The 12,880-nt window shown below is 38.6% G+C and carries 13 protein-coding genes; 7 read left to right on the top strand and 6 right to left on the bottom strand.

The window, feature by feature from the left end; all coding sequences use genetic code 11:
• Positions 1 to 56 precede the first annotated feature (56 nt).
• Genes OQ267_RS08715 through coaD form a run of 3 tightly spaced genes read left to right on the top strand, consistent with a single transcriptional unit; the run spans position 57 to position 1,900 of the window.
• Positions 57 to 863, top strand: a complete 807-nt coding sequence (locus tag OQ267_RS08715) for a DUF3822 family protein (RefSeq protein ID WP_265835587.1) — start codon at positions 57 to 59, stop codon at positions 861 to 863.
• The gene (rsmD, locus tag OQ267_RS08710) at positions 854 to 1,390 is read left to right on the top strand and encodes a 16S rRNA (guanine(966)-N(2))-methyltransferase RsmD (RefSeq protein ID WP_265835586.1); all 537 of its coding nucleotides are present in this window, start codon (positions 854 to 856) and stop codon (positions 1,388 to 1,390) included. The genes OQ267_RS08715 and rsmD overlap by 10 nt, the downstream gene beginning before the upstream one ends.
• Positions 1,391 to 1,438: 48 nt before the next feature.
• On the top strand, positions 1,439 to 1,900 hold the full coding sequence (gene coaD / locus OQ267_RS08705; RefSeq protein WP_088302775.1) for a pantetheine-phosphate adenylyltransferase: 462 nt from the start codon (positions 1,439 to 1,441) through the stop codon (positions 1,898 to 1,900).
• Positions 1,901 to 2,501: 601 nt separating this feature from the next.
• Here coaD and OQ267_RS08700 read toward each other — a convergent pair.
• Positions 2,502 to 3,113 (bottom strand): NUDIX domain-containing protein, encoded by a 612-nt coding sequence (locus tag OQ267_RS08700; protein ID WP_265818566.1) that lies wholly within the window; start codon positions 3,111 to 3,113, stop codon positions 2,502 to 2,504.
• Between OQ267_RS08700 and pyrE the strand changes: the two genes are divergently transcribed.
• The 3 genes from pyrE to clpB all read left to right on the top strand — a co-directional run bounded on the left by pyrE (position 3,112) and on the right by clpB (position 7,166).
• Positions 3,112 to 3,762: an orotate phosphoribosyltransferase gene (gene pyrE / locus OQ267_RS08695; protein ID WP_088302772.1), complete on the top strand. Its 651-nt coding sequence runs from the start codon at positions 3,112 to 3,114 to the stop codon at positions 3,760 to 3,762. The genes OQ267_RS08700 and pyrE overlap by 2 nt on opposite strands.
• A 47-nt stretch (positions 3,763 to 3,809) precedes the next feature.
• The gene (locus OQ267_RS08690; protein ID WP_088302771.1) at positions 3,810 to 4,208 is read left to right on the top strand and encodes an SRPBCC family protein; all 399 of its coding nucleotides are present in this window, start codon (positions 3,810 to 3,812) and stop codon (positions 4,206 to 4,208) included.
• 345 nt (positions 4,209 to 4,553) lie between these two features.
• The gene (gene clpB, locus OQ267_RS08685; RefSeq protein ID WP_265835585.1) at positions 4,554 to 7,166 is read left to right on the top strand and encodes an ATP-dependent chaperone ClpB; all 2,613 of its coding nucleotides are present in this window, start codon (positions 4,554 to 4,556) and stop codon (positions 7,164 to 7,166) included.
• A gap of 72 nt (positions 7,167 to 7,238) precedes the next feature.
• Here clpB and OQ267_RS08680 read toward each other — a convergent pair whose 3' ends face one another.
• Complete coding sequence (locus tag OQ267_RS08680; protein ID WP_265818567.1) at positions 7,239 to 7,445, bottom strand: helix-turn-helix domain-containing protein; 207 nt, start codon at positions 7,443 to 7,445, stop codon at positions 7,239 to 7,241.
• A 3-nt stretch (positions 7,446 to 7,448) separates the two neighbouring features.
• The gene (locus tag OQ267_RS08675) at positions 7,449 to 7,940 is read right to left on the bottom strand and encodes a DUF2975 domain-containing protein (RefSeq protein ID WP_265835584.1); all 492 of its coding nucleotides are present in this window, start codon (positions 7,938 to 7,940) and stop codon (positions 7,449 to 7,451) included.
• A gap of 440 nt (positions 7,941 to 8,380) precedes the next feature.
• Here OQ267_RS08675 and OQ267_RS08670 point away from each other — a divergent pair, with 440 nt between their 5' ends.
• On the top strand, positions 8,381 to 9,241 hold the full coding sequence (locus OQ267_RS08670) for a sigma-70 family RNA polymerase sigma factor (RefSeq protein WP_010601359.1): 861 nt from the start codon (positions 8,381 to 8,383) through the stop codon (positions 9,239 to 9,241).
• Between the two features lie 716 nt (positions 9,242 to 9,957).
• Here OQ267_RS08670 and OQ267_RS08665 read toward each other — a convergent pair.
• From OQ267_RS08665 to clpP, 3 genes are all read right to left on the bottom strand, one after another.
• Positions 9,958 to 10,821, bottom strand: a complete 864-nt coding sequence (locus OQ267_RS08665; protein ID WP_172406571.1) for an AMP nucleosidase — start codon at positions 10,819 to 10,821, stop codon at positions 9,958 to 9,960.
• 82 nt (positions 10,822 to 10,903) lie between these two features.
• Positions 10,904 to 12,175, bottom strand: coding sequence for an ATP-dependent Clp protease ATP-binding subunit ClpX (clpX, locus tag OQ267_RS08660; RefSeq protein ID WP_371566952.1), 1,272 nt, complete (start codon positions 12,173 to 12,175; stop codon positions 10,904 to 10,906).
• A complete protein-coding gene (clpP, locus tag OQ267_RS08655) occupies positions 12,129 to 12,836 on the bottom strand; it encodes an ATP-dependent Clp endopeptidase proteolytic subunit ClpP (protein WP_088302766.1) in 708 nt (235 codons plus the stop codon). The genes clpX and clpP overlap by 47 nt, the downstream gene beginning before the upstream one ends.
• Positions 12,837 to 12,880 lie beyond the last annotated feature (44 nt).

The raw sequence follows: 12,880 nt of genomic DNA, 5'->3' as shown, positions 1-12,880 counted from the left end.
CGAAAAAACTTTGTGCCCTTTGCGGTTAATCTCCAAAAAACGCTATTTTTGCGATAATGAGTAATAACAGCCTATTATTGGTAGACCCGGATTTTAAAGCTGATGCATCAGTGAACTATCAGTTATTATTGAAAATAACAAACGATAGTTTTTCATATGCAGTGGTTGATCAGGACTCAGAACAGGTTAAGGTCATTTTTGATCAGCAAGGCTGTGAAGATTTGCCACTTGTTTTACAGGATGCTTTTGAATCAGATCATCATCTTTCCCATTCTTATGGTTCCATAAAAGCTGCCATACACACCTCAAATTTTGTTTTTATTCCGAATGAGTGGTTTAATGCCGATGATCTATCCGTTTATGCTAATTTTTTAGGTTCTGAAGGAAAGATATTAAGCAAAAGCCACAAGCATCTTGGCTTTAATACTGTTTTTTCTTTAGCAGAAAAAATAGAAGAGAAACTTCCGGAAAGCACAGTTGTGTATCCGCATTCTTCGCCTTTACTTGCTTTGTTTACCCAGTTAACCGACAATGCCTTGTTGATTGATTTTACAGCATCTTCCTTTAATGTACTTTTTATAAAGGATAAAAAAATTAACTTCCAGAATCATTACTCAGCAGAAACAGCCGAAGAATTTAATTATTTTCTGTTACTGATCATAGATCAATTAGCCCTCACGGAATCTTGTCCCGTATACCTTCAGGGAATTATAAATGAAGATGATGATAATTACAATACACTACTAAAATATTTTAATAACCTCTACTTCTTCCTTCCTGCTGAAAAACAACATTGTGAATTGCTGGCGGATATGCCTAAACACTATTTCAGCGGTTTGCTGGCCTTAAGCTTATGCGAATAATTGGAGGAAAACTAAAAGGGATCCGTTTGCAGCCACCGGCAAACCTGCCTGTCCGCCCCACAACGGATATGGCCAAAGAAGCACTTTTTAATATTTTAAACAACAGATTTGATTTTGAAACCTGCACCGTGCTTGATTTATTCTGCGGAACAGGAAACCTGACTTTTGAATTTGCTTCCCGCAATGCAGAAAAGATTTTAGCGGTAGATATGGATTATGGCTGTATAAACTGGGTAAAAAGTGCCGCACAAAAATATGAATTTAAGCAGGTGGAAGTGCGTAAGGCGGATGTTTTCAAGCTCCTGAAGCAGATGACAGGTGCTTACGATTTGATTTTTGCCGATCCGCCGTATCATATGCCCAATATCCCACAGCTTCCGGTTCTGGTTCAGGAAAGACAATTGCTTAAGCCACACGGATTATTAATTGTGGAGCACCAAAGCAATATGAGACTGGGCAATCAGCCAGGCTATACTGAAACCCGCAAATATGGAAACTCATCGTTTAGTTTTTTTGAATATGTTTAAGCTTGGCTAAACCTTTCACCTTTCCGCTTAAAAATCTATATTTGAATCATGAAAATAGCGCTGTTTCCGGGCTCATTTGATCCGATTACCATTGCACACGTCAACATCCTGCAACGTGCCACTCCCCTTTTTGATAAAATAGTGATCGGAATCGGATTGAATAGTTCCAAGCAAAATTTTCTGACGGCAGAACAAAGGCTTCATATCCTGGAAACGGTTTTCGCTGATTATCAAAACATCGAAATACAAACCTATCAGGGCTTAACCGTAGATTTTTGCAGAAAGATAAATGCCACTTATATGGTTCGTGGAATTCGTTCCGCATCAGATTTTGAATATGAAAGAGCTATTGCTCAGATTAACCAAACCATGATGCCTGAAGTGGAAACCATTTTGCTGCTCAGCAAACCCGAATACTCTGCGATCAGCTCAACCATTGTCCGAGATATTTTAAGAAACCATGGCGATGTAAGTCCTTTTGTGCCGAAAGAAGCTTTAGGGTTTTTATAGGCGTTTTTTTATTAGAATCCTGTTTCAGGATCTTATCTAAAAAGGTGCTGAACTCCATTCAGCAGGACGATTAGACCAATGCATTTCCACGAAATATCGTCATTGCGAAGCAAATTTTTCATTTGCTGAAGCAATCTCCATTGAAAAATCTCAGCAAAAAAAGATTGCTTAGTCGTACCTCCTCGCAATGACGATTCTACTTGAAAATCATTTTCCTTAGTTCATTTCAGCATCTTATCTAAAAAGGTGCTGAACTCCCATTCTGCGGAACGATTAGACCAGTGCATTTCCACGAAAAAATCGTCATTGCGAAGCAAATTTGTCATTTGCTGAAGCAATCTCCATTGAAAAATCTCAGCAAAAAAGATTGCTTTTTAGTACCTCCTCGCAATGACGATTCTACTTGAAAATCGTTTTCCTTAGTTCATTTCAGCATCTTATCTAAAAAGATGCCGAACTCCATTCAGCAGGGCGATTAGACCAATGCATTTCCAAGAAAAAATCGTCATTGCGAAGCAAATTTGTCATTTGCTGAAGCAATCTCCATTGAAAAATCTCAGCAAAAAAGATTGCTTCGTCGTACCTCCTCGCAATTGTAAAGTTACAATATTCCTCCGGCCCTCATTACATCCATAATCGATGGAAAAGTATTTTTAACTATCGGAGTAAGGTGATTTTTATCCAGCCAGACTGCTTCATCAATCCCCTCCTCCTTTTGAGGAATTAATTTTGGCTCACCCTTAACCTTCATCCTGTACCAGTTTGTCTTCTTGATCACCATTTTTGATCCGTTTGGATAAACATGGTACGTTTTACAAAGCTTCTCTTCGCGTTTGAATATTTTAATCCCACATTCCTCCTCCACTTCCCTGACAGCAGCTTCCTTCATACTTTCGCCCAGTTCAAGCTTACCTTTTGGTAAATCCCACTTTTTGTTTCTGAAAATAAATAAGAAATTTCCGTTTGCACTTTCTACCAAGCCACCGGCAGCTTTTATGATCTCACAATTCTTTTTAAGCTTTTTAAAGGTTTCTTCCGGATTTTTAGTTAAAAACAAGTAGCTTTTTTTAGATCCGTTTTTTAATTTTTTATAAAATGTTTGTAAATCAAAATCTTGAAATTCAAGTTGTTGAATCTTTTCCTTCTGCTCTGGTAAAACATCTGATATAAACAAAGTGTTATCGTTGATATAAATTCTGTAATTTTGGGCCATGTATAATAAAAGTGATATTGAATTAAAGGTAGCGGAATTTTTATTACAAATAAAGGCAATTAAATTACAACCTAATAATCCTTTTACCTGGGCATCTGGTTGGAAGTCGCCTATTTATTGCGATAACCGTGTTACCCTTTCCCATCCTCAGGTGAGAACATACATCCGCCAAAAGCTTGCACAAGCCATTCAGGAAGAATTCGGTTCAGTTGATGTAATTGCAGGCGTTGCTACAGCCGGAATCCCACAGGGTGTTTTGGTTGCACAGGAACTTGGCCTTCCTTTTATTTATGTGCGGGCAAAAGCGAAAGAACATGGCACAGGTAGCTTAATTGAAGGTGAAGTGGTAGAAGGACAGCGTGTAGTGGTTATTGAAGATTTGATCTCTACCGGGAAAAGCAGCTTACAAGCTGTTGAAGCGTTGAGGTCAGCAGGTTTATCAGTTGCCGGCCTGGCTGCAATTTTTACCTATGGATTCGAAAAAGCAGATGAGAATTTCGCCGCTGCAAAATGTCGTTATCTTACCCTATCCAATTATGCTGCACTTATTGATTATGCTGCAGAACACAGTATCATCGCAAAAAGTGATATGGAATTATTAAGCAAATGGCGTTTAAACCCTTCAGAATGGGGACAAATATTGAGTTAAAATATTGATGCCTCTAACCAAATATATAATCAAATTAAGAAAACACAATGACAATTATTGAAAGCGCTGTAGATGTAAACAGATCCGTTGCTGAGGTTTATGCTTTTCTCTCCAATATGAATAACCATCAGAGGTTAATGCCCGAAAATATATACAACTGGGAATCGACAGAAGATGAGGCACGTTTTACCATTCAGAATATGGCCAAACTGGCCATTAAAATCTCTAACCGGGTTGAAAATCAGGAACTCACCGCTATCCCAACGGAAAAAGCACCTTTTGAAGTGGAATTAAAATGGACGGTAACGGATAATGGCAATGGAACAACAACGGCCAAACACATCATTACCGCAGATTTAAATATGATGATGAAAATGTTGGCTTCCGGTCCACTACAAAAACTGGTTGATCATCAGACGGAAAGGTTAAAAGATATCTTAGGATAACTCAAATCACCTCATTCTATTTTAACGTAGCGAAGATATTCTTCGCTTTTTTTATGTCTAAAAATTCCTTTGATGTTGGTTAACCAGGTGTCATTTAATAACAGATGAGTCTGTATCGTAAATGGAAAAGTGCATCAAAAATAGCAGCAGGGATCAGCTGCTGATAATCTTATTAAAAAAATAACCTGCTCTAATATTGGTTTTCACCTGCCGTATTTCAGACAAAAATTCAGCATAAACCACTAAATATCAGAAATTTAGTCACCTTAAAAATAAAACAAGCGACAAAATTTCCGATTAAAAAATCAAAACTGACGTGGCATTTGTTTTGATCCAAAGGAAAATATGAACTTCAACAATTTCACTATAAAAGCCCAGGAAGCGATCCAACAGGCTTCTGAAATAGCCCAGGGCAATCAGCAACAGGCTATTGAAACCGCACACCTGCTTAAAGGTCTGCTCACTGTTGATGAAAACGTAGTTTCTTACGTGTTAAAAAAATTAAATGTAAACCTGAATGCGCTGAATCAGAATTTGGATACAGATATTGCAAAATTCCCTAAAGTAAGCGGAAGCAATGTATACCTGTCATCCAATACCAACAGCGTTTTACAAAAGGCACAAACATTTTTAAAGGAATTTAAAGATGAATTTGTTTCGGTAGAACACCTTTTATTGGGCATTTTGGCTGTAAATGATAGCACCGCAAAACTTTTAAAGGAACAAGGTGTAAACGAAAAGGACCTGAAAAAAGCGATTGTGTCGTTGCGTGGCGATAACAGGGTAACCGATCAAAACGCAGAAGCCACTTACCAGGCCCTCAGCAAATACGCCAGAAACTTAAATGAATACGCCGAAAGCGGAAAACTTGACCCGGTTATTGGCCGTGATGAAGAAATACGCCGGGTGATTCAGATTTTATCCCGCAGAACGAAAAACAACCCTATTTTAATTGGAGAGCCCGGCGTGGGTAAAACAGCTATTGCCGAAGGCATTGCTTTCAGGATCATTAAAGGCGATGTGCCTGAAAACCTGAAAAGCAAAACCGTCTTCTCCCTGGATATGGGTGCCCTAATTGCAGGAGCCAAGTACAAAGGTGAATTTGAAGAGCGTTTAAAGGCCGTTGTAAAAGAGGTGACGCAAAGTGATGGAGACATTATACTCTTTATTGATGAGATCCACACTTTAGTGGGTGCCGGCGGTGGTGAAGGTGCCATGGATGCAGCTAACATTTTAAAACCGGCTTTAGCCAGAGGCGAATTGAGGGCCATTGGTGCAACTACTTTAGACGAGTATCAAAAATATTTGGAAAAAGATAAAGCACTTGAACGCCGTTTCCAAAAGGTGATGGTAGAAGAACCTGATACACAGGATGCGATTTCTATTCTCCGCGGATTAAAAGAGCGTTATGAGACACACCATAAAGTGCGGATTAAAGATGAAGCCATTATTGCGGCGGTGGAAATGAGCCAGCGCTATATTGCAGATCGTTTCCTGCCGGATAAAGCGATCGATTTAATGGATGAAGCAGCCTCTAAACTCCGCATGGAAATGGATAGTGTTCCTGAAAATGTAGATGCATTAGATCGGGAAATTATGCGACTGGAAATTGAGCGTGAAGCCATTAAAAGGGAAAAAGACGATCGTAAAGTACAGGAATTATCAGAAGAAATTGCCAACCTTTCAGCAGAACGTGATGCCTTTAAAGCCAAATGGCAAGGTGAAAAAGACCTGGTAGATGCGGTTAATAATCAGCTGGAACAAATTGAGCACTATAAACTGGAAGCTGAGCAGGCCGAACGCGCCGGAGATTATGGAAAAGTTGCTGAAATCCGTTACGGAAAAATTAAAGAAGCCCAGGATCAGGTGGAAAAATTAAAGGCAGATCTGGAAAGTCAGCAAACCGATAGCAGAATGCTTAAAGAAGAAGTAACTGCTGATGATATTGCAGGTGTGGTTGGCCGCTGGACGGGTATTCCGGTGACCAAGCTGATTGCGAGTGAAAGAGAAAAACTGCTTAATCTGGAAGCTGAATTACACCATCGTGTAGCCGGACAGGATGAGGCTATTGAAGCAATTTCTGATGCCATTCGCCGGTCTAGAGCAGGCTTACAAGATAAACGTAAACCAATCGGTTCGTTTATTTTCTTGGGAACAACTGGTGTGGGTAAAACTGAATTGGCTAAAGCACTGGCAGAGTTTTTATTCAATGATGAAAATGCACTGACCAGGATTGATATGAGTGAGTATCAGGAACGCCACGCCGTTTCCCGACTGATTGGAGCGCCTCCGGGCTATGTAGGTTATGATGAAGGTGGCCAGCTCACTGAGGCCGTAAGACGTAAACCTTACTCAGTGGTTTTATTAGATGAGATTGAAAAAGCACATCCTGATGTATTCAACATTTTGCTGCAGGTACTGGATGATGGACGCCTGACTGATAACAAAGGCCGGACAGTTAATTTTAAAAATACCATCATCATCATGACATCGAACATCGGTGCGCATCTGATTCAGGATAACTTTAAAGACCTGAGCGATGAAAACCGGGATGAAGTAATTGCCAAAACTAAAAATGAATTATTTGAAGTCCTGAAACAAACCATCCGTCCGGAGTTTCTGAACAGAATTGACGAATTGATTATGTTCACACCATTAAACCGGAACGAAATCAGGGATATTGTTGCACTGCAATTCAGACAGGTACAACAAACATTGGCTGAGATGGGAATTGAAATGGATGCCAGTGATGAAGCCCTGGATTGGCTGGCTCAATTGGGTTACGATCCTCAGTTTGGTGCAAGACCCCTAAAAAGGGTGATTCAAAAAAGAATACTGAATGAATTGTCGAAAGAAATTCTGGCAGGCAAGGTAGATAAAGACAGCAAAATTAAGCTGGACATGTTCGATCATAACTTTGTCTTCCTGAACCAAAAGCAAGATGAAGCAATGAATTAAACATTTTTAATCCATAAAAAAGGCTCCTGATGATGGTCAGGAGTTTTTTTATGGTATGCTTTTCATTACAAACTAACTTTTGCGAAATTCAAGCAGATCACCTGGCTGGCAATCTAATACTTGACAAATTGTCTCCAGTGTTTCCAGGCGGATTGCTTTTGCCTTTCCGGTTTTCAGAATAGACAAATTTGACATGGTAATCCCAACCAGTTCACTCAATTGAGTAAGCGACATCTTGCGGCGGGCAAGCATTACATCTAAATTTATAACGATTGGCATGAATTATATGGTTAAGTCACTTTCCTGCTTGAGTTCAATTCCCTTTTGAAATACAAAAGCTATTGTAAGCAATGTTAAGCCAAAAATAAGCAGCCATATCTCAAAATCAACGTGTTTAATTATTTCAGTCAGCTGCATATGTTTAATACCGGAATGCCTGACATAATCGATCGCATTTAGCGCAAAAAGTAAAAATGGTAAAGACGTACAATAAAATCCCATCCTCGTTAAACGTATTGTATTTTCTTCATTGAATACACTTCCCTGCTGCACAGAATCGATGAAACGATAAAGGTATACCAGCACCCTCAGCATAAAAAAAGAAATAAATAATAACAATATTCCATACATCCACCCTGGCGTATTTTCATTTCCAGCGGCATTATAGCCATCAATAAATCCTCTTTTTGCTTCATCAAGTGAAGATAAGAATACAGCAATCAGGGTAGTTATATATCCTATCTTAATGAAGCGGATCTGGTTTTTAATTTTCATGTGAGATAATTTAAGAGTATATTCTGATGGTGAATGTAATTTATTAATGCTGATCATTATACTTAAATAGTGCACTGGATGATATTAATGAACTGCAATAGGAAAACTCAAATTATTGAGACCTATACTTTATTAAAGTTGACAACAACAAATCTAAGAAACGTCATCTTTTATGCTGGATCTGCTACAAACATAAAATATTTATTATTACAAAGCAAAATATATTTATTGTAAATCAATAAATATTAAGTAAAAGGCAATAATTAGCTAATCAATATAGAAAGAGTGACAAAAACTTTATTGGAATGATTTTTGTTACAAGTAATAGTATAAAAAACATGTGCAAACAGCAACACTTTCAGTATTTTATCCTTTCGGATTGCCGTACAATTTCGTAACTTTGCACACTTCAATAATTAAAGAGCACACAAAACGTATAAATGAGACAACTCAAGATAACGCAGTCCATTACCAACCGTGAAAGTCAATCACTTGATAAATACTTACATGAAATTGGTAAAGTAGATTTAATAACAGCAGAAGAAGAGGTAATTTTAGCAAGAAAGATTCGTGAAGGCGATCAGGCTGCATTAGAGCGATTAACTAAAACCAATTTACGTTTCGTGGTATCTGTTGCAAAACAGTATCAAAATCAGGGTTTAACCTTAGGCGATTTAATTAATGAAGGAAATTTAGGTTTAATTAAAGCGGCAAAACGTTTTGATGAAACGAAAGGTTTTAAATTCATCTCTTATGCCGTTTGGTGGATTCGTCAATCCATTTTGCAAGCCATTGCTGAGCAAAGCCGTATTGTGCGTTTACCTTTAAATCAGGTAGGTTCATTAAGCAAAATCAGTAAAGCTTTCTCTAAATTGGAGCAGGAATATGAGCGTGAACCTTCTCCGGAAGAGTTGGCTGATATTTTAGAAACTACGGTTGATAAGATTTCTGATACTTTAAGTAATTCAGGCCGCCATGTTTCTATGGATGCACCTTTCGTTCAGGGTGAAGAGAATACCTTATTGGATGTATTGGAAAACCATGAACCCAACACTGATAGCTCATTAATCAATGAGTCGCTTTCAGAAGAAATTAAACGTTCGCTGTCTACTTTAACAGAAAGAGAGAGAGAAATCATTGTATTATTCTTCGGACTAGGTTCAAACCATCCGCTATCTTTAGAGGAAATCGGAGAGAAATTTAACCTGACACGTGAGCGTGTTCGTCAGATCAAAGATAAAGCGCTTCAGCGCCTTCGTCATACTTCTAGAAGTAAAATATTAAAATCATATTTAGGCTAACACTAATTATCCTAATTGAATTAAAAACGGATCGGCAATTGTCGGTCCGTTTTTGTTTACCAGCATGTTAAGTTCTTTTTATATTATTTAAATATATTAATTAAGCTCTTAAAAAAATTGATAGTTTATAGGCCCAATCGTAATGTGGAACATTTTCCCTAATGGATGGTATTTCATCAACCAGCATATCCTTCAACATAAATAATCTTCAATATCAGCAATTAAAAGTCAAAACGTTTTCGGTTGGTGAGACACCAAACCGATAGATGGAATAAGATGGCTTAGTCGTTTATCCTCGCAAGAATAACCTTTCACATATTGTGTTTAAGCAGAAAACATTTTTTAGTAAATTGCTCCTGCCTCCTACTGGTTTGGTGTCTCACCAACCAGCATATCCTTCAACGTGAATAATCTTCAATATCAGCAATTTAAAGTCAAAACGTTTTCAGTTGGTGAGACACCAAACCGATAGATGGAATAAGATTGCTTAGTCGTTTATCTCGCAAGAATAACCTTTCACTTATTGTGTTTAAGCAGGAAACATTTTTTAGTAAATTGCTCCTTGTTGGATGACGCATAGACTGAGCATAAATACACCTGCTCTGGATTCAGTATCTGTTATGCGCATAAAAAAAGACCAGCATTTGCTGATCTGTGAATAGGAATAACTTACTATAATTTGAAGATTGTTTCGTTCCTTGCAATAACGATGAGGATTAAAACAACAAATGTTTAACCGTTAAGCCATTATTGATTAATTGTTTAAGCGAATCGATTCCAATTCTTAGGTGCGTCTCCACATATTTCTCCGTAACACTGCTATCGCTTTCAGCTGTTTTTACACCTTCAGGAATCATGGGTTGATCTGACACCAGTAATAATGCACCTGCAGGTATTTTATTGGCAAAAGCGGTGGTAAATACAGTAGCAGTTTCCATGTCTACGGCCATGGCCCGTAATGTTTTCAGGTATTTTTTAAATTCCTTATCATGCTCCCAAACCCTGCGGTTAGTGGTATAACAAGTTCCGGTCCAGTAATCTCTGCCATGATCACGAATGGTAGTAGAAATGGCTTTCTGTAAGGCGAAGGCTGGCAATGCCGGCACCTCAGCAGGAAGATAATCATTTGATGTTCCTTCTCCCCTGATGGCCGCAATTGGCAGAATTAAATCACCCAGTTGATTTTTCTTTTTCAAGCCACCACATTTACCCAAAAACAAAACAGCCTTAGGCATAATCGCAGTCAACAGATCCATCATGGTTGCCGCCAGCGGACTACCCATTCCGAAATTGATAATGGTAATTCCATTTGCGGTTACGCTCTGCATTGGTTTATCTAAACCCATAATCGGCGCATTGTCATTCCATTCGGAAAACATACTCACATACTTGCTAAAATTGGTAAGCAGGATATAATCACCAAACTGATCTAACGGGCGACCGGTATAACGCGGGAGCCAGTTTTTAACAATTTCATCTTTGGATTTTAGGCCAGATTTAACCGGACTTTCTACTTCCTTTACTTTTTTTGATTTCCCTACAATGGCTTCGTCTTTTTTTACGTCTTTTTCTTCATTCATAACCTTAAGTTTAGCGCCGAGCGCCGGGCGCTAAGCGTATTTACAAAAAATCCCCCCGATTTCGCGAGAGGATTTGATTTTTTTATGCGGCCTGCAACTTTTTAAAGTCTGCCTTTTCAAATTTTTCTATCGCATAATCGAGATTAATATGCAACTCCTTAACATCCGTTTGTGTTGGTGTATCAAACATGGCATCCAGCATAATCGCTTCGCAAATTGACCTTAACCCACGTGCACCCAGTTTATATTCCATTGCCTTATCCACAATAAAATCAAGTACATCATCTTCGAACACTAAATCTACTTCTTCATATGCAAAAAGCTTTACATATTGCTTAATTAAAGAATTTTTAGGTGCAGTTAAAATATTTCGCAAAGATTCTTTATCCAAAGGATTTAAGTGAGACAGTACCGGAATACGTCCAATCAGCTCCGGGATTAAACCAAAAGATTTCAAATCCTGTGGTGTAATATACTTATAGAGATTTTTAAGATCCAGAACGGTTTCATCTTTCTTTACTTTGTACCCTACTGCCTGCGTGCGTAAACGATTGGCGATTTTGCGCTCAATACCATCAAATGCTCCGCCACAAATAAATAAGATGTTATTGGTATTTACCGGAATCATCTTTTGATCCGGATGTTTACGTCCGCCCTGAGGTGGCACATTCACTACCGTTCCTTCTAAAATTTTCAGTAATGCCTGTTGCACACCTTCACCAGATACATCACGGGTGATGGAGGGGTTATCGCTCTTACGGGCAACCTTGTCCACTTCATCAATATAAACAATACCACGCTCTGCAGCAGCAACATCATAATCAGCAGCCTGCAGTAAACGGGTTAAGATACTTTCAACATCCTCACCAACGTAACCTGCTTCTGTTAAAACAGTGGCATCACAGATACAAAAAGGCACATGCAAAATTTTAGCAATGGTTTTAGCCAAAAGTGTTTTACCCGTTCCGGTTTCGCCCACCAACATGATATTTGATTTTTCAATCTCAATCTCGTCTTCTTTATCAACCTTCTGATTTAAACGCTTGTAGTGATTGTACACCGCAACCGACAATACCTTTTTAGCATCATCCTGACCAATGACATACTGATCAAGGTGTTGCTTAATTTCAAGAGGCTTTAATAAATTAATAGCCTCCTGAATATTTTTTGTCCCTTTGGTTCCTAATTCCTGAGCAAGCAACTGATTGGCCTGGGTAACGCATTTATCACAGATAAACGCATCCATACCTTCAATTAACATTAACGTTTCATGCTTGCCAGAATGGCAGAACGAGCAACGGGATTCTTTATTTTGTTTCGCCATCTTTTTTCGCGTTTCTCGATAACACTTCATCAACCATACCAAATCCTTTTGCCTCGTCAGCTGTCATCCAGTAATCACGATCTGAAGCTTTCTCTACCCAGTCGTAAGTTTGACCAGAGTGCTCTGAAATAATATCGTATAATTCTTTTTTCAATTTTAACATTTCTCTCAAATTGATCTCCATATCAGATGCCACACCCTGTGCGCCGCCTGATGGTTGGTGAATCATTACTCTTGAGTGTGGTAAAGCAGCGCGCTTTCCTTTAGCACCAGCAACCAGTAATACTGCTCCCATTGATGCGGCCATACCTGTACAAATGGTAGCCACATCCGGCTGAATGTACTGCATGGTATCATAAATACCTAAACCGGCATATACTGAACCACCCGGAGAATTAATATAAATCTGAATATCACGCTCTGCATCTGTAGATTGTAAAAACAACAGTTGCGCCTGAATGATATTCGCATTATGATCATGAATGGCATCACCTAAAAAGATAATACGATCCATCATTAACCTCGAGAATACATCCATCTGAGCCACATTTAACTGACGCTCTTCAATAATGTATGGCGTCATATTCTGTGGGTTCAGATTGGCCTGTGCAATAAATTTATCTACGTGTAAACCGCCAATTCCCTGATGTTTAACGGCAAATTTTCTGAATTCTTGTGAATCTATGTTCATAATCTTGTCTTGCGTTTGGAGTTTGGCGTTAAGCGTCTGAATAA

The sequence above is a fragment of the Pedobacter sp. MR22-3 genome (genome assembly GCF_026240075.1).
Classification (GTDB): Bacteria; Bacteroidota; Bacteroidia; order Sphingobacteriales; family Sphingobacteriaceae; genus Pedobacter.
The sequence above is the reverse complement of the archived record's forward strand: the minus strand, read 5'-3'. Positions and strand labels throughout refer to the sequence as shown.